This window comes from Acinetobacter sp. ANC_7654 (assembly GCF_056779855.1).
The window spans coordinates 107,077-129,042 of the sequence record NZ_JBWYIR010000009.1; the positions used below are offsets into that span (position 1 = coordinate 107,077).

Genomic DNA, 21,966 nt, shown 5'->3' on the forward strand with positions numbered 1-21,966 from the left:
ATTTCCATGTTTAGCGCCAAGCATCCTTAATCCATTGACTTGGCAACACATAGCGGTACCATTTACCACCGCCACCATTCACAGCATCAGGTGGATTAATCTCACCATGGAAAATAATAATTTTAGCACCTTCAGGTTTTACTGGTGGCTTAAAAAACGCCATTGGGATTTTTTGTAAACAGTGATATTTATAACTTTTACACCAGCTATCTGGCCAATAGGTTTGCTTCGCATGTTTATCTACATACCATGACAAATAGGCTTGTTCATTACGGAATTTTTTTCGGATCTCATCAAAGTTCTCACGAAAATATGGTAATAATCCAGGGAAAGCGCCCAATTTAAAACGATATACTGAGCTATTACCTGTGATTCGCCATGGTCGTTTCCAGTCGTGAATAATTAAAAAATCACCTGGATAAGTGAAAAAATCATCCATGTTATCAACGATAACAACATCCAAATCTAAAAATAGCGCGTTACCCTTTAAGCCATATAAGTCAGGCTCAAAAGTTGAAAGTTTGTTCCAACCACGCTCAGGCGCGCCTTCAGGCAATGCTAAGGGTGGAATAGGAAAGCATTTAACATTTGAATCAATTCCTTCTGTACGGTCAGTGAGACAAACCATCTGGAAATCAACAGTCGTGTGTCGTTTCACCATATTGTAAAGACGATTCACATACTCAGAACCATATTTGGTTCCCCACTTCATACACAAAACAATGTTCTGTTCTTGTGCAATCTCTTCTTCTAATAAGACATTGTTTTCATGTATTGACATGCCGTTTTATTCCACCTAATCAATAGCTGCATCATACCACAGAGTTAAAATATTCTTGAACGATAAGAATTCAAACTCGTCAAAATTGAAATCAAATCTTCATTAAATTGTCACGTCTTAGAAACCCTATTTTGTCAAATTAAATTTAATCTGGCTTGAACTAAAATAATGAAAATTACTATTGTCGGCACTGGGTACGTCGGTCTCTCAAATGCGATGATTTTAGCGCAACATCATGAAGTCACCGCCTTAGACATTGATCAAAATAAAGTAAATTTATTGAACAAGAAAATCTCACCTATACAAGACACAGAAATCTCTGATTTTCTAAGTAATAAACCATTAAACTTTAAAGCAACAACTAATGCTGTGGATGCATATTTTCAGGCAGACTATATTCTTATTGCGACACCAACTGATTATGACCCTACAACCAATTATTTTGACACTTCAAGTGTTGAATCTGTGATCACTGAGATTTTAAGTATTAATCCATTAGCGACGATCATTATCAAGTCGACAGTTCCTGTAGGTTACACCCAACAACTAAAAAGTAAATTTGAAACACAGAATATTATATTTTCACCTGAGTTTCTCAGAGAAGGAAAAGCATTGCTGGATAACTTATATCCTTCAAGAATTATAATGGGTGAAAATTCTGAACGAGCACATCAATTTGCAAACATGCTCATAGAGGGTGCTTATAAAAAAGATTGTCCAGTCTTGTTCACTGACTCCACCGAGGCAGAAGCAATCAAACTTTTTGCAAACACCTATTTAGCTATGCGCGTTGCATTCTTCAATGAACTAGATACTTACGCTCAAATATACCGATTGGACACTCGCCAAATGATCGAGGGTGTTTGTTTAGATCCTCGAATTGGTAAATTTTATAACAATCCATCATTCGGTTACGGCGGATATTGTCTTCCTAAAGATACTAAACAATTACTCGCCAACTACGACCAAGTTCCAAGCAATTTAATTCAAGCCATTGTAGATGCGAATATTACTCGCAAAGATTTTATTGCACAGTCTATTTTGGAGAGATGCCCTAGCGTTGTTGGGATATATCGTTTGGTCATGAAAAGTGGTTCAGACAATTTTCGATCGTCAGCAATACAAGGTGTTATGCGTCGTCTCAAAGCACAAGGAATCAAGATCATTATTTACGAACCCACACTTTCAGAGAAAAAATTTCAAAACTCAAAAATCATCAAAACACTGGAAGAATTTAAAAAAAGAGCAGATTTAATTATTAGTAATCGTCATTGCGATAAACTAAATGATGTTGCAGATAAAGTGTATACCAGAGATATTTTTGGTAAAGATGATTAAAAAAGGACTCAATTGAGTCCTTTTTTCAAAGCATTAATTACTTCACATATGTTAACCAGTGAGCATATTTAGGGTCTTTACCTTGTACGGCATCGAAGTATGCTTTTTGGATTTGTGTTGTGATTGGACCACGAACACCTTCACCGATTTGACGATCATCATATTCACGGATTGGCGTTACTTCTGCCGCTGTACCTGTAAAAAATGCCTCATCAGCGATATAGAATTCATCACGTGTGATACGGCGCTCTACAACGTCATATCCAAGGTCTTTCGCAATCGTAATAATGGTTTGACGAGTAATACCATCAAGAGCACCACCAGCGATATCAGGGGTATGAATCACGCCATCACGCACTAAGAATACGTTTTCACCTGAACCTTGACACACATAACCTTGTGGATCAAGTAACATTGCTTCGTCATAACCTGAGTGCGCAACTTCTTGGTGTGCCAAAATAGACAGCGTATAGTTTCCTGATGCTTTCGCCTTACACATCGTCACGTTAGGGTGATGGTGTGTAAAAGAAGAAGTTTTTACACGAATACCCTTCGCCATTGCTTCTTCACCAAGGTAAGCGCCCCAGCTCCACGCAGCAACCACTGCATGAATTGTATTATCCGTCGCTGCAATACCTAGCTTTTCCGAACCAATAAAGATAATTGGACGTAAATAGCAAGAAGCTAATTTATTTTCACGCACCACATCAATTTGAGCTTGTTCTAATGCCGCCTGATCAAACGGAACTTTCATTTGATAAATTTTGGCAGAGTTTAAAAGACGTTTAGTGTGTTCTTTTAAACGGAAAATTGCCGTTCCATTCGGAGTTTCGTAGGCACGGACACCCTCAAATACACCCATACTGTAGTGTAAAGTGTGTGTTAAGACGTGAGTTTTTGCTTCACGCCAATCAACTAATTGTCCATCTTGCCAAATAAAACCATCACGATCAGCCAAATTCATGACCTAAACTCCAAATTTTTATACACAGTCATTTCTATCCAACTACTGATGCAGTTGGATCTATTAATCTTTGCCATAGCTTGCAAACGACCTTACGGGTATCGAGCCAATTCGCAGCACTCACTTGCATGGATTGATTTGCAAGGGCTAAACGATGACTCTCGGCACGTTCACGGAGATAAGCTTGAATCAATGCTGTCGCATCGGCGCTGGATAAGCAGCCAGTTTTTGCGGCATCCTCAAGGATTCGTACATTGTCGGAGTAATGGGCGAGATCAGGATTCGTCCCACTCCATGCTAATACTGCATACTGTGCCATAAATTCGATATCAACGATACCACCTGCATCCTGTTTTAAATGAAAAATTCCATCTTTTTTTTGCTCATTTGATGAGCCTAAATGGTCTTTCATTTTTTGACGCATTTTTAGCACTTCTGCTCTCACCGTTTCTTCATTTCGAGGCAAAGTTAAAATACGACAGCGTAATTCCTCAAACTTTTCTCTTAAGCTTTGCTCACCCGCTATACTACGCGCACGAACAATGGCTTGATGCTCCCAAAGCCATGCATTTTTAAGTTGGTATTGCTCAAAAGCCTTAAGGCTTGTGACGAGAAGCCCAGCTTCTCCTGAAGGACGCAATCGTGTATCAATCTCATACACACGACCATCTAAAGTTTGGGTTGTCATCAGCGACATGAGCTTTTGCCCAACACGCATCGCAAATTCAAAACCACTAATTGGTTTCAAGCCATCTGTATCTGCCTGCTCATCCATATAGTGGATAAAGACTAAATCAAGGTCTGAACCATACCCAAGTTCAATACCGCCTAATTTCCCATACCCAATGACACTGAATGCCATATGATTTTTTGAACAACGTTGACCATCTGCATCTACTGGGTAACCATGTTTTTTTGCTGTAATTTGATATGCTAAATTCAAAGTTGCTTGAACTGAAACCTCAGCAATATCGGTGAGCGCATCAGACACACGCATCAGTGGACTTTCAGCCAATACATCACTTGCTGCTACAGTCAAAACATTCGATTTTTTAAATAAGCGCAATACGCGCATTTGATCTTCCACTTGATCAATTTCAATACGCAGCAGCTGCTGTCTGAGTGAATCCTCCAAATCTTGGCGTTTAGGTAACTCAAAATCCATCGATAAAAACTCATCGAGTAAAACTGGATAATGAGTTAACTCTTCACAAATCCATGGGCTTACAGTCGCCATTTTAACGAGTCGCTGTAATGCTCCTTTACTTTCAATTAACATCACCAAATAGACTGTTCGCCGCATCACAGATTCAACCAGTGGCATCAGCCTTACCAAAGCGACTTGTGGATTATCCGATTCAAGAACAGCTTGAATCAGATGAGGCCAAAACTCTTTTAAACGATTAACTGCTTTAGCGGGTAATTTTTTTATGGCATGTCCATACCAAAATTCACGAACCAAATTTTTAGCAGACTCATCTAAAACTTCATTCAATTGCTGCTCTATTTGGCTAAAGCTTTCAACCAATGGATCTACTTCTTTTTCTTTAATCAAATGCTCAAACTGATAAGTTACTATAGCGCGCTTCTCATTGAGAACATCTAAGAATGCATCCCAACTCTCAAAACCAAGTGTCTCTACGATGCGATTTCTTTGGTCAACCTCAGTAGGCAGTGATTGTGTTTGTTGGTCATTTAAGGCTTGAATAGCATGTTCCACACGACGCAAGAATAAATAAGCATTTTCAAGCTCATCTACCACTTCAGGTTCAAGTAGTCCAACAACCCCCAAATGATGTAGACTCACTAAACATTGACGGTCTTGTAGCTCAAGTTTTGAACCACCATAAATCAACTGGAAAACTTGAACGATAAACTCGACTTCACGAATACCACCTGCACCAAGTTTAATATCATCTTCAATATTTCTACGTTGAACTTCACGCTCAATCATCGCTTTCATTTCACGCATCGCTGCAAAAGCGGTGTAATCCACATAACGGCGGAATACAAAAGGTCGAGTCATTTCCAGAAGCTCACCCCCTTCCTTTCCTCCTGTAACAATACGCGCCTTTATCCATGCATAACGCTCCCACTCACGTCCATGTTGACTGAGATACTTTTCGAGTGCCGCATGACTGATTGCAAGTGCTGAACCATCACCCCATGGTCGTAATCGCATATCCACTCGGAATACAAATCCATCTGCGGTGATATGTTCCAACAAATAAATAATTTTTTGCCCCCAAAGGATGCAAAATTGCTGAACATCAATACATTTACGACCATTGGTTTCACCTTGCTCATCGAAGGCAAATATAAGATCAATATCACTGGATAAATTAAGTTCCTGAGCCCCCAATTTACCCATTGCAATCACGATAAGGTCTTGAAGCTTACCGTTATAGCCGATCGGCTCTCCATGTTTGGCTTGCAATGGACGATAAGCGAAGCTTTTGGCTGCATCAATACTGGCATCGGCAAAGTCTGAAAGCTCACGAGTCAATGTAATAACTGAAATGAGGCGGTTCGCATCCTGCCAAATCCACCGAAACATTAACCGTGCTCGCAAAATTCGAATTTTTTGCATCCATTCTTTTTCATCCTGAATGTCAGCAAGTTCTTTTTGTACAATGTGATAGATTTGTTCAGTACTTAAAAATTTATTAAATTGATCAGATGAATAATCTTGTTCTAATAATGTTTGATGTAAATTATAAACTTGTTCCGCGTATTGACTGGCTCTAAGAGTTTTTTGCAACTGATCAGCATTCATTTGAAAAAAAGCCTGAATAAATCTAAAACTCTTTTATATCAGTCCTTACGCAATTTGTGGACTATTTAGTTCACTTTTTCCAAAGATGTTTGATTACTCGTATTTGGGGTGGCAGGTAACGCTGCATGAGTGTCTGCTTCAGGTAATATGACTTTAAAAGTCGTACCTTGACCTTGTTGAGAACTGACACAAATTTCACCATGATTCAAATCAACAAATCTTTTACATAACACCAAACCTAAACCAGCACCTTTTTCACCAGATGTACCACGAATAGATACCTTCAAATCCGGTTGAAAAAGCTTCTCAATTTGCTGTGATGTCATACCTAAACCTGTATCGCGAATGGCAATTTCGACACCTTGATCGCATTTTGATGCTTCGATATAAACTTTTCCAGTTCCATCCACATGAGTAAACTTCAAAGCATTGGATACCAAGTTTTGAATCACTGATGTGATCATATTAATGTCGGCAAAGACTTTTAACTCTTGCGGCACACTTTCAATTAATTGAATATTTTTTTTCACAGCCAACGTGTTTAAAACATCAAAAACGATTTTTGTCACCTGTTTAAGCTCAAACTGAATAGGGTGATAGACAAATCTCCCGCCTTCAGCCATTGCCCAATTTAATAGGCTTTCCAATAAGTTATAAGTCGATTGAGCGGTATCATGTAGATACTCAGCGATATTCTGTACACTGTCCTCATCCAAACTTTCACGTTCATTGGCCAATACATCAGAAAAACCTAATAAGCCATGAAATGGTGCGCGTAAATCGTGTGCAATGATTTGAAAGAATTTTGTTTTACTGAAATTAAGCGCCGATTGTTGTTCATATAATTCTTTGAGTTCCGCATAATCCGAATGAAGCTCTAATATACGAATTAAGCTCATTGAAAAATCATAAACCAGTTCTAAATTTTGATCATCAAAAGGTTGGTGCTGATTATCAAATAAAATCACTTGACCAATTGAAAAATCATCATTCACTTTTAAATCAATGGCTATAATTCGCTCGTGATCAACTCCGAGTTGATGAATATGTGCTGAAAAAGATGAATAATTAGGATGATCACGACTGATCGAAGTTTGACCCGCGAAATATGGTAATAATTTTGCTTTTTTATTGGCATTAAAAGCTTTAAATCCATTTGGAGAAGAATGCCACACATATGGTTCATCATGAAAAGCTAAGATTGCTGACTCCGCATTTAAAATGCCACGCGCAAATCTTAAAAAACTCTCAAGTTGATTTTTTGGCGTTGATACACCGAGTAAAAGAGACATTTTGCAGGCACTGAGCTGATCAGCTTGATCGACATCTATAAATTCTATTTTCATGTCTACATCCTGCCATGGAGTAAAGGGGAATAATGATCGATTACATTTTATTTTTTCATTTCACAGTAAAGAAATGAAACCTTATTTCATCAAGACTAATACATTCTCAAATATTAAGAAAGTGCATTTTTGAGGACTGAATATCTAGCTAAAGCATGAGTCATACTTTATAAAACGTAAGCGTCTAGTGAAGATCGATTGAATAAACCATAACTATTTATTATTAAAATAAAATTTACTCAATCCTTATCTTATATTATTCATCAAATCTTCATTTGAAATTTTAAAATTCCTTAATTTATTTAAAACAAATAAAAAGGCCCTCAAGTCTGAATATGCTTGAAGGCCTTTAAGTATTTGGTCCCGAGGGTCGGACTCGAACCGACACGTCATCTCTGACAGCGGATTTTGAGTCCGCCGCGTCTACCAATTTCACCACCTCGGGAAAGGTTGTGTTCGGTATGATATCGTTTTTCTTTTCTTTGTCAATGCAAAACCTGACTCAAGCGCCTATTTTTAAATCAATAGCATGCATTATGCTTTTTTAACCACCAAACTCAACTCGAACTGGGCAAAAAAAGCATATACTAATGCCAAAATTTTTGCTGATTCCATTTTTATATTCTTATGCAACTTTCTGATTTTAACTTTGAACTCCCTGACGAACTTATTGCCCGTTACCCTCTTGAAGAGCGAAGCGCTTCTCGCTTACTTCATCTTAAAGCCGATGGTCAATATGACGATCACCAATTTACCGATATTTTAGACCTGTTTAATGAAGGTGATTTATTAGTTCTCAATGATACTAAGGTAATGAAAGCTCGCTTGAAAGGTAAGCGTGCTTCGGGTGGTGCGATTGAGGTTCTGGTTGAAAGAATGCTTGATCAATTTATTGCTCATTGCCATATCAAAGCAAGTAACTCACCAAAACCAGGTGCTGAGCTTTTTGTCGGATCAGACGAGGTTAAAGTTACGGTTCAAGGGCGCCATGAAAATCTCTATGTGGTGGAATTTTCCAAACCAATCTTAGATGTATTGGATCAGTATGGTGCATTGCCTATTCCACCTTACTTCAACCGAGAAGCAGAAGATATTGATACTGTTCGTTATCAAACCGTATTTAATGATCCTACAAAAATTGCTAGCGTTGCTGCTCCAACGGCGTCTCTACATTTTGATGAACAACTATTAAAAAAACTTGAAGATAAAGGTGTAAACAAGACATTTGTCACCTTACATGTGGGTGCAGGTACCTTCTTACCAGTACGCACCACTGATATCGAAAATCACATCATGCACAGTGAATGGTGCCAAGTCAGCGATGAAGCTATGGCGTTGATTAAGGCGACTAAAGATCGAGGCAATAAAGTGATTGCCGTCGGAACGACTGCAACACGGGCAACTGAAAGTGCGGCTCAAGCCAATGATGGCCAACTGAAGGGCTGGACTGGTGATACTCAGATTTTTATTTATCCTGGTTATGAATTTAAAGTAGTAGATCGCTTAATTACTAACTTCCACCTTCCAGAATCAACATTATTAATGCTTGTCTCAGCCCTGTCCAATCGTGATTATATTTTGAATGCGTATCAACATGCTGTAAAAGAACGCTATCGTTTCTTTAGTTATGGTGACGCAATGTTGATTGACCAAGCAAAAGATTAGGATCTGATCTATGCCGATTGATTCTGTTCAGCAACTGCTTCACCTTCGTACCCGAAAGAACAAGCAAATTATGGCCAGTATTGATCGGCTTTGGGCTCTTGGACGTTCTGCTCAACATTCTGATGACATCCTACAAGGATTACATCCATGGGGTTCGAATACCCAACTCTTTTTTCACAATGGCATACCTAAATTTTTAGTTACGCTTGCCATCATATTCATTGTTTTTTCGCTCTTTCCTATTTTTGACACATTAAAATGGATGGCATATAGCTCAGCGGCGATACTTATCCTGATTGCATATATAATTTATGAACCGAATAAACCTATTCATGAAGTGATTTCATTTCTTGAAGAGCGAATGATTGGTTTTAAATTCGGTATAGAAGCTTATTCAACGCCATCACACCTTGGAACAAATAGACATAACACCTTGATCATAAGTCAGCTAAGGCAAAAATTTCCTTTGTTTAACCAAGGCAACCATGCCAATGACATTTTAAAATTTGCCTCTACCACGTGGAAAAACGCTCAAAACCAAGATTTCCCTGTTATGCTTTTTCATTACCGATTTATTGATGAAGTCAATCTGCCTGAGCAAAACAAAACACCACAAAAATTAAAAAAAATTGAACGTCATCGTTGGGGCGTATTTGTATTTGATATATCACCACTAGGATTAGCGACGACCAGTAGAAAGAAAGGGTTCACCACACCATATACAGAGCGCTGGGAGAGCAGTGATTTAGAGCTACGTAAAAAAGTTCAGATTTACGGTACAGATCGTTTACAACTCGCAAAGATCATGACGCCATCAACCACACTCAAACTGATTGAATTTTATCGACTGCACCACGGCGACTTAATTTTCCACCCTCATGACCAAATCATGTGCTATTTGGGAGAGCGCGATTTATTTGAAGTCACGCACAAGCTTGAAATCAAAGACATTAAAAATATATCCGCTTTGCGCGGTTACTTAAGAACATTAACCATGCCAAATTATCAACAACTCAAACAGAGCATGCTAAACTTAGTTGCATAATAACGATCATATTAGGTAATGCGTGTGGGCTTATTCATTTTTCTTTCCATCTTTGTTTTGATTATTGTCTGGGGAATATGGGTTCGAAATAATATCGTTCGATATTTGAATGCTTCTCAGCGTGCTTGGTCAGATGTCGCAAATTTTGAACGTCAGAAAATTAAAACATTAGAGCATCTTGAGCAAAATTTATCTCAATACACTGAGTTTGAAAAATCAACACTAGAAAATATCACAGCCTTACGCCAACAAATCCTAAATCTCAATACACAATCAACTGATGTAGCTCAGCTTCAGCATATTGAAGCGCTAAGTCAGTCGTTAATGAAAAGTTTAAATGTGGTTGTTGAGAATTATCCAGATCTCAAAGCTGATCAGCTTTACAACCAAATGATGCATGACATTCAAGAGCAAAATGAAAATGTCAGCGCTGCAATTTCAATATTCAATCGAAATGTCGAAGAGTTTAATAACTTGATTCAAGTTTTTCCAAATAACTTAATCAACAGTATCAGCCTCGCAAAGAAACCTATTCGCCCATTTACAGATCATAAAGCGCAACAAAATTTTGATTATCGCCCTAATTTCAAATAAGGATTCCACCTTAAAAAGTGGCAATATCTTAGAGAATCACATTGTTTATCTATTACGATTTATTCATATTAAGATACGCTAAAAACTGTACATCTGAGCAAAGAATAAGCAGGTTTCTTCATTGTTTAGCAAGATCATGAATCTCTTGTAATTTTTCATATACAAAAATCCAAGTCGTTAAGAATAATGTAATTTTTCTAGCATAAACTGCGCGAATCTAGGAAAATAGAGCGCTTTATCGCTATCAATCAGCGAACTGTTTTTTCGCCTCGATTTGGACAATTTATGAAGTTTGAAAAATTAGGTCAGTCTGGTCGCGCTCGACGCGGACGCTTAACCTTGGAACATGGTGTCGTTGAAACACCGATGTTTATGCCTGTCGGAACTTACGGCACTGTTAAAGGCATGCTCCCACGTGATATTGAAGAAATTAAATCACAGGTCATTTTAGGGAATACCTTTCATTTATATCTACGCCCCGGCCTAGATGTCATTCGTGAGCACGGTGGTCTACATGGTTTTATGAAATGGAATAAACCAATTTTGACTGACTCTGGTGGCTTCCAAGTATTTAGCTTAGGCGCAATGCGTAGTATCAAAGAAGACGGCGTAACATTCCGCTCTCCAATTGATGGCTCTAAAGTCTTTCTTTCTCCTGAAATTTCGATGGATATTCAACATACATTGAATTCAGATATCGTGATGATTTTTGATGAATGTACACCCTATCCAGCGACTCACGAAGAAGCTCAGAAATCTCTACAACTTTCATTGCGTTGGGCAAAGCGTTGTAAGACTCAACATCATGATGTGTTAAAAAACCGCAATGCTCTGTTTGGTATTATTCAAGGCGGCATGTATGAAGACCTCCGCCAAGAATCACTAAATGGATTAAAAGAAATCGGTTTTGATGGTTACGCGATTGGCGGTCTTTCTGTAGGCGAGCCAAAAGAAGAGATGATCAAAGTCCTTGATTATCTTCCAGAGCAAATGCCTGCGGATAAACCACGTTATTTAATGGGTGTTGGCAAACCAGAAGACATCGTTGAAGCTGTTCGTCGTGGTGTAGACATGTTTGACTGTGTAATGCCAACTCGTAACGCACGTAATGGACATTATTTTGTTACGGACGGTTTAGTGCGTATACGAAATGCGAAATACCGCCATGATCAAAGCCCACTTGATCCGCATTGTGATTGTTACACTTGTACCAACTTTACCCGTTCGTATCTATACCATTTAGAAAAATGTGGTGAGATGCTTGCATCAATGCTTGGCACAATCCATAACCTCCGTTATTACTTGCGTTTAGCAGAAATGATGCGTGATGCATTAGATAACGGAACATTTGATGATTTTGTTCACGATTTTTATGCACGCCGTGGGCTTGAAGTACCACCTTGTCCGCAAGATTAATACATCAGTATTTGCGCTGAGCAAAAAGACAATGTAAATTGCTGAACAAGCCGATTTTTTATCATCTTTTTTGATATTTTTAGTTTAGGAAAATGAAATGAGCCTTTTTATTTCGACTGCACACGCAGCTGGTGAAGCTGCACAACAACCAAGCTTAGTTGCTAACTTATTGATGATTGCAGTATTCATTGCAATTTTCTACTTCTTAATTTGGCGTCCTCAAGCAAAACGTGCGAAAGAACATCGCACTTTGGTTGAGAGCTTAGGCGTTGGCAGCGAAATCGTTTTTGCAGGCGGTTTAATGGGCCGTATTACTAAACTCGAAGGTGATTTCGCTGTGGTTGAATTAAACCGTGGCAACGAAGTTAAAATTCAGCGTGCAAGTGTGATTTCAGTATTACCTGAAGGCACTCTAAATAACCTTTAATTATAAAATAGTCGTGCAGCTGCACGACTTTTTTCATTTTAAGAAGAAAGCGAATGCGTTACCCAGCATGGAAATATTTACTCATTCTAGTTGTACTAGTCGTGAGTACATTATATGCCCTGCCAAGTTTGTATCCTGATGAACCAGCTGTCCAAATTTCTGGTGCAAAAGCTGGTTCTGTCATTGATGACACAGTGATTCAAAAAGCAGAGCAACTATTAAAAAGCAACAATATCCAATCCCACAATAACAGCTTTACTCAAAATGCTGCCCTTCTACGTTTAGACAGTTCTGAAGCCCAATTAAAAGCAAAAGATATCCTACGTGAAGGTCTGGGTGAAAACTATGTTGTTGCATTAAACCTCGCACCAACAACACCTGAATGGTTACAGAAAATCGGTGCACGACCAATGAAACTTGGTCTTGATTTGCGTGGTGGTGTCCACTTCCTCCTTGAGGTGGATATGGACAAAGCGATTGCGCAGCGCATGGAAACATCGGCTGCTGATTTGCGACGCGAATTCCGTGAGAACAAGATCAAATTCAATAGTCTTTCATTAAATAACAATGCGATCACTGTTCAATTTGCTAACAATGAAGATCGTGCAGCAGCGATGGATCAACTTCGTCGTAACGGTAATAAATATACTCAACAAGCACTTGCAACTGAAAATGGTGCCAGTCTTCGTTTAACCTATACAGATACCACAAAGCAAGAAATTCAGTCGTATGCGTTAGATCAAAACTTAACAACACTTCGTAATCGTATTAATGAACTTGGTGTTGCAGAAGCATTGGTTCAAACCCAAGGTAGCAACCGTATTGTGGTTGAATTACCAGGTGTCCAAGACACAGCTGAAGCAAAACGTATCTTAGGTCGTACAGCAAACTTAGAATTCCGTTTGGTGTCTGATCTAAATGATCAATATATTGATCCTTATTCAGGGAAATATAATGGTCAACCCTTACCTCCAGGGACAGAAGTATTCGCCTATGAGTCTTTAGACAGTGGTCGTGAACTTTTACTTAACCGTAATCGTATTCTGACGGGTGAGCGTGTACAAAATGCTTCTTCAGGCTTTGGACAAGATAGTGGTACAGCAGAAGTTAACATTACCCTTGATAATGCAGGTGGTAAGTTAATGTCAGATGCGACTCGTAGCGCTGTTGGTAAGCGTATGGCGGTACTGTTCATTGAGAATAAACAACGTATCAGTTACGTTGAAGATCCTGAAACAGGTGCACAAACTGAAGTACGCACACCATATACTGAATCTGTCGTCATTAATGCAGCAAATATTCAAGCAGTACTGGGTTCACAGTTCCGTATTACTGGTTTAGATTCACCTCAAGAAGCAGCTGAGCTAGCTTTAATGCTTCGTGCAGGTGCGCTCGCTGCGCCAATGTACTTTGTTGAAGAGCGTGTTATCGGTCCAAGCTTAGGTCAAGAAAACATCGATAAGGGTGTACTATCCACTCAAATTGGATTCATCTTGGTCGCAATTTGGATGGTGGTATTCTTCCGCTTATTCGGTGTCATTGCGAACTTCGCTCTAGTATTCAACTTAGCAATGATCTTGACGGTTATGTCTTGGATCGGTGCTTCATTAACGCTGCCAGGTATTGCAGGTATCGTTATTACCATCGGTATGGCGGTGGATGCAAACGTTCTAATTTGCGAGCGAATACGCGAGGAAATCAAATGGGGAGCATCGCCTAAACAGGCGATTGTTGCAGGTTATGATCGAGCTTATAACACCATCTTTGACTCGAACTTAACCACATTCCTTGTTGCATTTATCCTCTTTGCCATTGGTACTGGTCCGATCAAAGGATTTGCCGTGACACTCATGATTGGTATTGTTTGCTCGATGTTTACTGCGATTACAGTAACCCGTGCAATTGTACAGATCATTTACGGTAAAAAACGTAACTTGAAAAAGTTGAGCATTTAGGAGATCTATCATGACTGAAAATACTCAACTCGAATCAAAACAATACGGCCGTCCAGAAAACGAACGCGTAATTCCTTTCATGAAGATTGCAAAGCCAGCAGCTTGGCTTTCAATCATCCTGACTATTGCAAGTATCTTCTTTATCGCGACTAAAGGTCTGAATTTAGGATTAGACTTTACTGGCGGTGTTGCAGCTGAACTGAATTATGCCAATCCTGTAAAACCCTCTGAAGTGACGCAAGCATTAAGTGATGCGGGTTTTAATGATGCGGTTGTTCAAACCTTAGGTTCTGAACGAGATTTAATGGTTCGTATGCCCGTACAAGAAGATATTGAAGCGGAAGATCTAACCAAATCAATTACCACCGCAGTTCAATTAGACAATAATACCGTGACTGTACCTAAGGTAGATGTTGTTGGTGGTCAAGTCGGAAACGAACTTTACATTAAATCAGCAGGTGCTGTGGCTTTGGCTCTGATTATCATGCTGATTTATGTGACGATTCGCTTCGAATTCAAGTTGGCAATGGGTGCAGTTCTATCGCTATTTCACGATATTATCGTGACTCTTGGTATTTTTGCATTGATGCAGTGGCCATTTGACCTAACCGTTTTAGCTGCTCTTCTAGCGATTATTGGTTTCTCATTAAACGATAATATTGTTGTCTCGGATCGTATTCGTGAGAACTTCCGTAAAATTCGTGGGGCAGAACCTCTTGAGATCATCAATATTGCATTGACTGAAACCTTACGTCGTACCATCCACACTTCGATGACGCTATTGCTTGTGGTCGTTGCTATGATGATCATGGGCGGCGATGGTTTGAAATGGTTCTCGATTGCAATGTTTGTCGGTGTTTTTGTCGGAACATATTCTTCGATTTATATCGGTACTGCATTTGCATTGTGGCGTGGTCTGAACCGCCAAGACTTTATTGTTCAAGTAAAACCTGAATTTGAAGAGGAAGAAGAAATTCCTCAATAAACATTCAATACAAAAAGCCCATCAAATGATGGGCTTTTTTAATGTTGAGTGATTTGAATTTGAGGAATTGCAAAACCACGGCAAGAGTATTCACTTCGCCATGCGACTGTCAGCATACAATCCATGATTTCAAAATTCTGATAAGCAAATACCCCTAAGACTGGATGCTCACAAACCCCACCCATGTGTGTGGTATGGGCATTGGTATTCAACTCATTTAAGCTCATACGGATTCCCATCCCATGTGCCTTCAAAATTGCTTCCTTAATGGTCCAGACTTTAAACCAATAGCGAGAATCAAAATCCAATTCTGCCCATACCGCATATTCCAGTGGATGAAATGCATGTTTGGCTAAAGCTTCGAATCGAATTGATCGATTCAGCTCCTCAATATCCACACCCAAATCTCGAATATGATGTGATGTAACTAAAGCATAATAATGTTGACTATGACTATGGTTAAACTCAAAGTTTGAGATTTTTTTCAAAAAAGGTTTTCCATCTTTCGTTTGGTCAATATCCTCATTTTTTATTGTTCTGTTTAATTTACTTCCTAGTAATCTGTTGCGATATTGGTAAATCATTTTTTTTCTAAGACTAATTTCTTCTGTGCGTGTGAGATTTTCAGGAACTTGAAAAAAAGAAGAAATTTTTGAAATATCAATTTGAATATGACGGGTCATAATAACGTTCTCAGTGATTCCATTTATCTTAATTTATTCGCATGATAAAAAAAGCCCAAACTTTCACATTTGGGCTTTCTGGACTAAATTTACAATTGATTAACCGCGTTTGAACTTCTTCTCGGCTTTCTTAAACTTCTGTACATAACGACGTTTACGTGCCGCAGTACGCTCGTCAATTTGAGATTTACGACCTTCAAATGGGTTCTCTGAAGTTTTAAATTCAATTTTTACAGGTGTACCCTCTAGTTTATACACTTTACGGAACACGTTTTCTAAGTAACGACGATAGTCAGCTGGGGTTTTATCAACTTTATTACCGTGAATCACAATCGTAGGCGGGTTTTGACCACCGATATGCGCATAACGCATTTTAATTGCACGGCCTTGAACTTTAGGTGGATGATGCGCGTCTGTTGCATCTTTTAAGATCTCAGTGATTTTCGCTGGAGATACTTTCAAACGTGAAGATTCATATGCACGGTGGATTGAAGGATAAAGCTCACCCACACCTGTACCATGCAAAGCAGAAATTAAATGGATTTTTGCCCATGGAATAAAGTCAAAACGACGCTCAACATCCAATTTACATTGTTTGCGATCATATTCTGACATATTGTCCCATTTATTGATCGCAATCACCATCGCACGACCAGCTTCAATCGCATATCCAATCAAATGCAAGTCTTGCTCAACAATACCTTCACGCGCATCAACAACAACAACGACAACGTTGGCATCTTTCATTGCTTGTAAAGTCTTTACGATTGAGAATTTCTCAATCATTTCATCCACTTTACCTTTACGACGAACACCGGCAGTGTCAATGAGCGTATATTTTCGACCATCACGCTCAAATGGGATGTAAATTGAGTCACGTGTAGTACCAGGCTGGTCAAAAGCAACGACACGTTCTTCACCTAACAGGCGATTAACTAATGTTGACTTACCTACGTTCGGACGACCGATAATCGCTAGACGAAGCCCAGTATCTTCATCACGCTGTTCACTTAGGTCATCTTCTGGCACATCTTCAAGCACTTCTTCGAGCATTTGTTGAACACCACGCCCATGGCTTGCAGCCACTTGCATCGGTTCACCCATACCCAACTTAAAAAACTCAACCAATGCTGCCTCTGCATGGACACCATCGACTTTGTTGGCAACTAAAAATACTTTTTTACCGAGTGTACGTAACTCACGCGCAATCTGTTCATCAGAAGCTAGAAGACCTGCACGCGCATCGACAACAAAGATAATCATATCTGCTTCATGAATCGCAGTTTTAGACTGCTCTGCCATGTAAGAGTCGATCCCACCTTCGTTTTCACCGATACCGCCAGTATCTACAACGATAAATGATTTATTTTGATAAACTGCATCACCATATTTACGGTCACGAGTAAGACCGGCAAAGTCTGCAACAAGCGCGTCACGACTTTTGGTAATCTGGTTAAACAGCGTTGATTTTCCGACGTTCGGACGACCAATGAGCGCAATAACGGGTTTCATAGATTAACCTTTAACAAGATCAGCCAACTCAATTGGCCTGAGCATCAGAAACTGTGGAAGAAGTTAGACGAATCATCTACTTAAAAATAAAAATGTCGGGGTCTGAAAATTCAACACCCCGAACTTAAAATATGTATTCAGCGACTAGTTTACCATAAGCAGAGAAAAAATTAACGATTCTGCCAAATTGTAAGTGCGCCTGTACGTGTCACTGAGTAAAGCTGATTGTTCACTACACGCAACGAACGTACTTCACCACGCGTTTTTTCGCGACCAACAAGTTGACCATTTTTAGGATCTACAAGGTGGAGTACCCCCTCATAATCACCTACCACTAAATACTGACCCAACATTACGGGGTTGCTTAATTGACGGTTAAGCAATTGATCATTAGTCCATAACGGCTGACCCGTCACCAGATCAAACGATACAATTTTACCATCTGTTTGCGTGACGAAGACTTGGCGACCTGCAACTTCAGCACGGTTAATACTGCTTGCATCTTCACTCCAAATCACACGTTGCGAAACTAGATCTAGTACAGTGACTTGGCCTTGATAGCTAGTGGTTACAACCAATTGTCCTGCAACGATTGGATCTGCATCCACATCAACTAAACGCTGTATATCAGAACGACCATCGCTGACTGCCACACGTCTTTGCATACGCAAAGTTCCCGTGAGACTATCAATTGCGTACACGTATGCATTTGACGAGGCCACTAACACTGTTCGTGGGTCTAAGCGCACAGGTGAAGCTTGACCGCGTAAGCTCAATTGTTCGTTTGGCATACGATAGGTCCACACTTGTTGACCTGTTTTTTCATCCAGACCAAACACCGTACCGTCATTTGCAACAACGATCACTCGACCAGTCTGAATAAGCGCCGCACTCAAAATTGCACCACTTAATTGCGCAGTCCAACGGATATCACCCGTTTTTTGATCGAGAGCAAACAGTTGACCTTTCTTGTTGCCGACGATCACTAACCCATTGGCCGCTTCAACACCTGAACTTAAACCAAGCTTGGTAACTTGTTTTTCCCAGACACGCTGCTTACCTTGATATGCAGAAACCTGTCCCTTAGGATCTAAAAAGTATAAAACACCTTGATCATTCGCCATTCTCAAACGCAATGGATCAGCAGTATCCGTCGCTGAAACATTATGTGAAAAAATAGGTGCTAAGCTCACCGATTGCTGAATTTTAGGCAACGGATTAGGTTTCACCTTTTCTTCTTTCACCGTATTGCTTGTACACGCCATTAGTGCACACGACAATGTCGCTAGAACAAAAGAAATTTTATACTTTCTATCCATTAAGACTCATCCGTTTGTATATCTAAAATTGGGCGCTCAATTTCAGGATCATCTACTAATATGCCAACACTTTCGAGTTTAATTTGTAAGATTTGGCGTTCTTGTTTAGTTGCAATTAAGTTATCCCATGCGCTCTGATAAGCTTTTTTCGCATTTTCAATATCATTCTTAGCAATATAAATATCGCCACGTGCTTCATCTACAGTTGTTTTGAAAGCGGGCAAATTTAACCCAGACAGTGTTTTTAAAGCCTCATCATATTTTTTTTGTGCCAGTTGAGCATCTGCTAAACGAAGCTTAATGATGTGTTGTAAACCTTCATCTTTGATTTGAGCATTTTCAATTTTTTTCAATTCACGTTCAGCTTTAGCATAATTCTCTTGCTCATAAGCCAATTTTGCCATTACAAATTGCGTTTGAACCGCATGAATCGAATCAGGATTTTCTTTTACAATTTTTTCAGCAGTTCCATCCAAAGCAGTCGCTACTTTAGGATCAGTTGTTGCAGCTTTCGCTTCATCAACTAAGAGCTGTACTTTAGCAGTCTTTATTTGATCTTCTGCTACGTTTTTCTTCTTCCAATATTCCCATCCGAAAAAGGCGATCAGGGCAAGAAGAATCAGCGTAATCAACGCCGATCCATATTTCTTAAAAAACGACTTTGCTGTATGCAGTTGTTCTTCGTCAGTCATTGCGCTCATATGATCGCCCTTTCCTTATGTTCTTAAATTTATTTTGAAGATAGTTTATCAATGATGAACGGCACAATGTCATTGACCGCTACTTGTGTCTGCTCTGCTGTAGCTAACTCTTTGACTGAAAGTTGTTGCGCCTCAGCTTCACGCTCACCAAAGATTAAGGCATAAATTGCACCAGACTGATCCGCTTTTTTCATTTGACTTTTCATCGAGCCTTGAGAGCCGACTTTCAGACGCACTGAACTGCTTGCAGCTTCAAATTGATCTCGAATTTGCTCAGCCAAAACTAAAGCTTTACCTTGCATCGCAGGATCTGCAAGTAAAAATACTTCACAATCACGTACTGGTGTATTGTCTTCTACTTGTTCTAAAAGAAGCAACAAACGCTCAATACCCATTGCAAAACCAACCGCAGGAACCGATTGATCTGGTTTACCTTTTAACTGACCCACTAAACCATCATAACGACCACCAGCACAAACCGTACCCTGTGAACCGAGATGTGTCGTCGTCCATTCAAATACAGTTTTATTATAGTAATCCAAGCCACGAACCAACTTTTGGTTAATGACAAATGAAATACCTGCATCGGTTAGATATTGCTTTAATTGTTGGAAATGTGCCAGCGTCTCTTCACCCATAAAGTCATGAAGTTTAGGCGCATTTTCTAAAATGCTTTGAGTTTTTGCATCTTTAGAGTCCAAAATACGCAGTGGATTCGTCGTTAAACGACGCTGCGAATCTTCATCTAAATCTGACTTATGTGATTCTAAAAACTCAACCAAGGCTGCGCGATAAGCTGCACGCTCATCTGACTCACCTAAAGTATTGAGCTCTAATTGAACTTTGTCCGCAATACCCATCCGTTTCCACAGACGCGCAGTCATCAAAATCAGTTCAGCATCTTGATCAGGAGTTGCAACACCAAACGTTTCCACACCAAATTGATGGAATTGACGGTAACGACCTTTTTGCGGTTTTTCATAACGGAACATCGGTCCAATATACCAAACACGCGGTGTCGCACCACGAAGCAAATTATGTTCGAGCATAGCACGTACACAACCCGCAGTACCTTCAGGACGTAAAGTCAAAGACTCAGGAGGATTACCTTTATCTAAAAACGTATACATCTCTTTTTCAACGATATCCGTTGCATCACCAATAGAACGCTTGAACAAGTTTGTCTGTTCAACCATCGGCAAACGAATTTGTTGATAGCCATAGGCATCCATCAAACCAGACAGATGCTGTTCAAGACGTCTCCAAGCTGGGGTTTGCGTTGGGAGAATGTCATTAAAACCTTTGATTGCGACGATTGAACTCATGATCTACTCAGAAAAACCTGTGCGAATAATCTCTTTTGATTTAGCTTTTTCAAGCTCGTTAACACGTTGACGAACCATATTTTCGATTTCGTCAACTAATTGATTTGTGTCAATTAAATGACTCTTTTCACCATTACGATACACCAGTGAACGTGGACTTGCACCCACCACACCAATATCAGCTTCTTTAGCTTCACCAGGACCGTTGACTTTACACCCGATGACAGAAACATCCATTGGAGTACGTACATCTTCCAAACGCTCTTCAAGCATTTGCATCACTTTGATGACATTAAATTCTTGACGTGAACAACTTGGGCAAGCAATAAAGTTAATACCATTTGAACGTAAGCCCAAAGATTTAAGAATATCAAAACCAATTTTGATTTCTTCCTCAGGTTCCGCTGCTAATGAAATTCGCATGGTGTCGCCAATGCCTTCCATTAACAATCCGCCCAGTGCAATTGCCGACTTCACCGAACCAGTACGGTAAATTCCAGCTTCAGTCACTCCTAAATGTAAAGGATTGTCAATTTGTTGTGACAACAAACGATAAGCATCCATCGTCAAAAAGACATTCGATGCTTTCACTGACACTTTAAACTCTTGGAAATCCAAACGATCTAAAATATCAATATGACGCATTGCTGACTCAAGCAAAGCTTGACCTGTTGGCTCACCATATTTCTTTTGAATATCTTTTTCGAGAGAGCCTGCATTGACACCAATTCGCATTGAAATATCGTTGTGACGAGCCGCAGCAACCACTTCGCGAATTTTTGCTTCTGAACCGATATTCCCTGGGTTGATACGCAGACAATCTGCACCCAAATCTGCAACAGCCAAAGCAATTTTATAGTCAAAATGGATATCGGCAACGAGTGGAACTTGCACTTGTTTACGGATTTCTCCAAAAGCAGCAGCGGCTTCCATACTCGGTACAGACACACGCATAATATCTGCGCCAGCATCCACACAACGTTGAATTTGTGCAACTGTTGCAGCTACATCACACGTTTCAGTATTGGTCATGCTTTGAATACTGATTGGCGCATCGCCACCCACATACACAGAACCTACGCGAATTTTACGTGTTGGTTTGCGTCGAATCGGATTCTCGATCATCGTTTTACC

General features: G+C 39.6%; 18 protein-coding genes and 1 tRNA gene. 8 read left to right on the forward strand and 11 right to left on the reverse strand.

The genetic code is table 11. From position 1 onward, the window contains the following. Nucleotides 1–10: 10 nt before the first annotated feature. Complete coding sequence (locus AC1M86_RS10855) at nucleotides 11–781, reverse strand: glycosyltransferase (RefSeq protein WP_481607936.1); 771 nt, start codon at nucleotides 779–781, stop codon at nucleotides 11–13. A gap of 168 nt (nucleotides 782–949) precedes the next feature. Here AC1M86_RS10855 and AC1M86_RS10860 point away from each other — a divergent pair, with 168 nt between their 5' ends. Further along, nucleotides 950–2,119 carry a nucleotide sugar dehydrogenase gene (locus tag AC1M86_RS10860; protein WP_035265588.1) on the forward strand — a complete coding sequence of 390 codons (1,170 nt, stop codon included), beginning with the start codon at nucleotides 950–952 and terminating at the stop codon, nucleotides 2,117–2,119. Nucleotides 2,120–2,156: 37 nt separating this feature from the next. Here AC1M86_RS10860 and AC1M86_RS10865 read toward each other — a convergent pair whose 3' ends face one another. The 4 genes from AC1M86_RS10865 to AC1M86_RS10880 form a co-directional block, all read right to left on the reverse strand. Then, complete coding sequence (locus AC1M86_RS10865) at nucleotides 2,157–3,083, reverse strand: branched-chain amino acid transaminase (protein ID WP_035265589.1); 927 nt, start codon at nucleotides 3,081–3,083, stop codon at nucleotides 2,157–2,159. Nucleotides 3,084–3,117: 34 nt separating this feature from the next. Further along, nucleotides 3,118–5,859: a bifunctional [glutamate--ammonia ligase]-adenylyl-L-tyrosine phosphorylase/[glutamate--ammonia-ligase] adenylyltransferase gene (gene glnE, locus AC1M86_RS10870; protein ID WP_481607937.1), complete on the reverse strand. Its 2,742-nt coding sequence runs from the start codon at nucleotides 5,857–5,859 to the stop codon at nucleotides 3,118–3,120. Nucleotides 5,860–5,924: 65 nt separating this feature from the next. Then, a complete protein-coding gene (locus AC1M86_RS10875) occupies nucleotides 5,925–7,205 on the reverse strand; it encodes a sensor histidine kinase (protein ID WP_180028869.1) in 1,281 nt (426 codons plus the stop codon). A gap of 358 nt (nucleotides 7,206–7,563) precedes the next feature. Next, nucleotides 7,564–7,650: transfer RNA gene (locus AC1M86_RS10880), tRNA-Leu, on the reverse strand. A gap of 182 nt (nucleotides 7,651–7,832) precedes the next feature. Between AC1M86_RS10880 and queA the strand changes: the two genes are divergently transcribed. The 7 genes from queA to secF all read left to right on the forward strand — a co-directional run bounded on the left by queA (nucleotide 7,833) and on the right by secF (nucleotide 15,292). Further along, nucleotides 7,833–8,870: a tRNA preQ1(34) S-adenosylmethionine ribosyltransferase-isomerase QueA gene (queA, locus tag AC1M86_RS10885; RefSeq protein ID WP_180028870.1), complete on the forward strand. Its 1,038-nt coding sequence runs from the start codon at nucleotides 7,833–7,835 to the stop codon at nucleotides 8,868–8,870. Between the two features lie 10 nt (nucleotides 8,871–8,880). Beyond that, a complete protein-coding gene (locus AC1M86_RS10890; protein ID WP_481607938.1) occupies nucleotides 8,881–9,915 on the forward strand; it encodes a hypothetical protein in 1,035 nt (344 codons plus the stop codon). A 24-nt stretch (nucleotides 9,916–9,939) separates the two neighbouring features. Next, nucleotides 9,940–10,509 (forward strand): LemA family protein, encoded by a 570-nt coding sequence (locus AC1M86_RS10895; protein WP_481607939.1) that lies wholly within the window; start codon nucleotides 9,940–9,942, stop codon nucleotides 10,507–10,509. A 285-nt stretch (nucleotides 10,510–10,794) separates the two neighbouring features. Further along, nucleotides 10,795–11,925, forward strand: coding sequence for a tRNA guanosine(34) transglycosylase Tgt (tgt, locus tag AC1M86_RS10900; RefSeq protein WP_035265598.1), 1,131 nt, complete (start codon nucleotides 10,795–10,797; stop codon nucleotides 11,923–11,925). A gap of 97 nt (nucleotides 11,926–12,022) precedes the next feature. Further along, the gene (gene yajC / locus AC1M86_RS10905) at nucleotides 12,023–12,352 is read left to right on the forward strand and encodes a preprotein translocase subunit YajC (protein ID WP_035265599.1); all 330 of its coding nucleotides are present in this window, start codon (nucleotides 12,023–12,025) and stop codon (nucleotides 12,350–12,352) included. A gap of 53 nt (nucleotides 12,353–12,405) precedes the next feature. After that, nucleotides 12,406–14,307 carry a protein translocase subunit SecD gene (gene secD, locus AC1M86_RS10910; protein WP_035265600.1) on the forward strand — a complete coding sequence of 634 codons (1,902 nt, stop codon included), beginning with the start codon at nucleotides 12,406–12,408 and terminating at the stop codon, nucleotides 14,305–14,307. Nucleotides 14,308–14,314: 7 nt separating this feature from the next. After that, nucleotides 14,315–15,292 (forward strand): protein translocase subunit SecF, encoded by a 978-nt coding sequence (gene secF / locus AC1M86_RS10915; RefSeq protein WP_481607953.1) that lies wholly within the window; start codon nucleotides 14,315–14,317, stop codon nucleotides 15,290–15,292. 38 nt (nucleotides 15,293–15,330) lie between these two features. Here secF and AC1M86_RS10920 read toward each other — a convergent pair whose 3' ends face one another. The 6 genes from AC1M86_RS10920 to ispG form a co-directional block, all read right to left on the reverse strand. After that, entirely contained in the window at nucleotides 15,331–15,975 is a 645-nt protein-coding gene (locus tag AC1M86_RS10920; RefSeq protein ID WP_481607940.1) for a 4'-phosphopantetheinyl transferase family protein, read from the reverse strand. A gap of 99 nt (nucleotides 15,976–16,074) precedes the next feature. Next, entirely contained in the window at nucleotides 16,075–17,487 is a 1,413-nt protein-coding gene (gene der, locus AC1M86_RS10925; RefSeq protein WP_035265604.1) for a ribosome biogenesis GTPase Der, read from the reverse strand. A gap of 170 nt (nucleotides 17,488–17,657) precedes the next feature. Further along, a complete protein-coding gene (gene bamB / locus AC1M86_RS10930; RefSeq protein ID WP_481589256.1) occupies nucleotides 17,658–18,806 on the reverse strand; it encodes an outer membrane protein assembly factor BamB in 1,149 nt (382 codons plus the stop codon). Further along, the gene (locus tag AC1M86_RS10935) at nucleotides 18,806–19,507 is read right to left on the reverse strand and encodes a YfgM family protein (RefSeq protein ID WP_481607941.1); all 702 of its coding nucleotides are present in this window, start codon (nucleotides 19,505–19,507) and stop codon (nucleotides 18,806–18,808) included. The genes bamB and AC1M86_RS10935 overlap by 1 nt, the downstream gene beginning before the upstream one ends. A 29-nt stretch (nucleotides 19,508–19,536) precedes the next feature. Continuing rightward, on the reverse strand, nucleotides 19,537–20,832 hold the full coding sequence (gene hisS, locus AC1M86_RS10940; RefSeq protein WP_481607942.1) for a histidine--tRNA ligase: 1,296 nt from the start codon (nucleotides 20,830–20,832) through the stop codon (nucleotides 19,537–19,539). 3 nt (nucleotides 20,833–20,835) lie between these two features. After that, nucleotides 20,836–21,957: a flavodoxin-dependent (E)-4-hydroxy-3-methylbut-2-enyl-diphosphate synthase gene (gene ispG, locus AC1M86_RS10945; protein ID WP_092767631.1), complete on the reverse strand. Its 1,122-nt coding sequence runs from the start codon at nucleotides 21,955–21,957 to the stop codon at nucleotides 20,836–20,838. Between the last annotated feature and the right edge of the window lie 9 nt (nucleotides 21,958–21,966).

Bases quoted from the DNA above. Each gene is read 5' to 3' on its own strand.
- AC1M86_RS10855 (WP_481607936.1), bottom strand. From the start codon at position 781: ATGTCAATACATGAAAACAATGTCTTATTAGAAGAAGAGATTGCACAA.
- AC1M86_RS10860 (WP_035265588.1), top strand. From the start codon at position 950: ATGAAAATTACTATTGTCGGCACTGGGTACGTCGGTCTCTCAAATGCG.
- AC1M86_RS10865 (WP_035265589.1), bottom strand. From the start codon at position 3,083: ATGAATTTGGCTGATCGTGATGGTTTTATTTGGCAAGATGGACAATTA.
- glnE (WP_481607937.1), bottom strand. From the start codon at position 5,859: ATGAATGCTGATCAGTTGCAAAAAACTCTTAGAGCCAGTCAATACGCG.
- AC1M86_RS10875 (WP_180028869.1), bottom strand. From the start codon at position 7,205: ATGAAAATAGAATTTATAGATGTCGATCAAGCTGATCAGCTCAGTGCC.
- queA (WP_180028870.1), top strand. From the start codon at position 7,833: ATGCAACTTTCTGATTTTAACTTTGAACTCCCTGACGAACTTATTGCC.
- AC1M86_RS10890 (WP_481607938.1), top strand. From the start codon at position 8,881: ATGCCGATTGATTCTGTTCAGCAACTGCTTCACCTTCGTACCCGAAAG.
- tgt (WP_035265598.1), top strand. From the start codon at position 10,795: ATGAAGTTTGAAAAATTAGGTCAGTCTGGTCGCGCTCGACGCGGACGC.
- yajC (WP_035265599.1), top strand. From the start codon at position 12,023: ATGAGCCTTTTTATTTCGACTGCACACGCAGCTGGTGAAGCTGCACAA.
- secD (WP_035265600.1), top strand. From the start codon at position 12,406: ATGCGTTACCCAGCATGGAAATATTTACTCATTCTAGTTGTACTAGTC.
- AC1M86_RS10920 (WP_481607940.1), bottom strand. From the start codon at position 15,975: ATGACCCGTCATATTCAAATTGATATTTCAAAAATTTCTTCTTTTTTT.
- der (WP_035265604.1), bottom strand. From the start codon at position 17,487: ATGAAACCCGTTATTGCGCTCATTGGTCGTCCGAACGTCGGAAAATCA.
- bamB (WP_481589256.1), bottom strand. From the start codon at position 18,806: ATGGATAGAAAGTATAAAATTTCTTTTGTTCTAGCGACATTGTCGTGT.
- AC1M86_RS10935 (WP_481607941.1), bottom strand. From the start codon at position 19,507: ATGAGCGCAATGACTGACGAAGAACAACTGCATACAGCAAAGTCGTTT.
- hisS (WP_481607942.1), bottom strand. From the start codon at position 20,832: ATGAGTTCAATCGTCGCAATCAAAGGTTTTAATGACATTCTCCCAACG.
- ispG (WP_092767631.1), bottom strand. From the start codon at position 21,957: ATGATCGAGAATCCGATTCGACGCAAACCAACACGTAAAATTCGCGTA.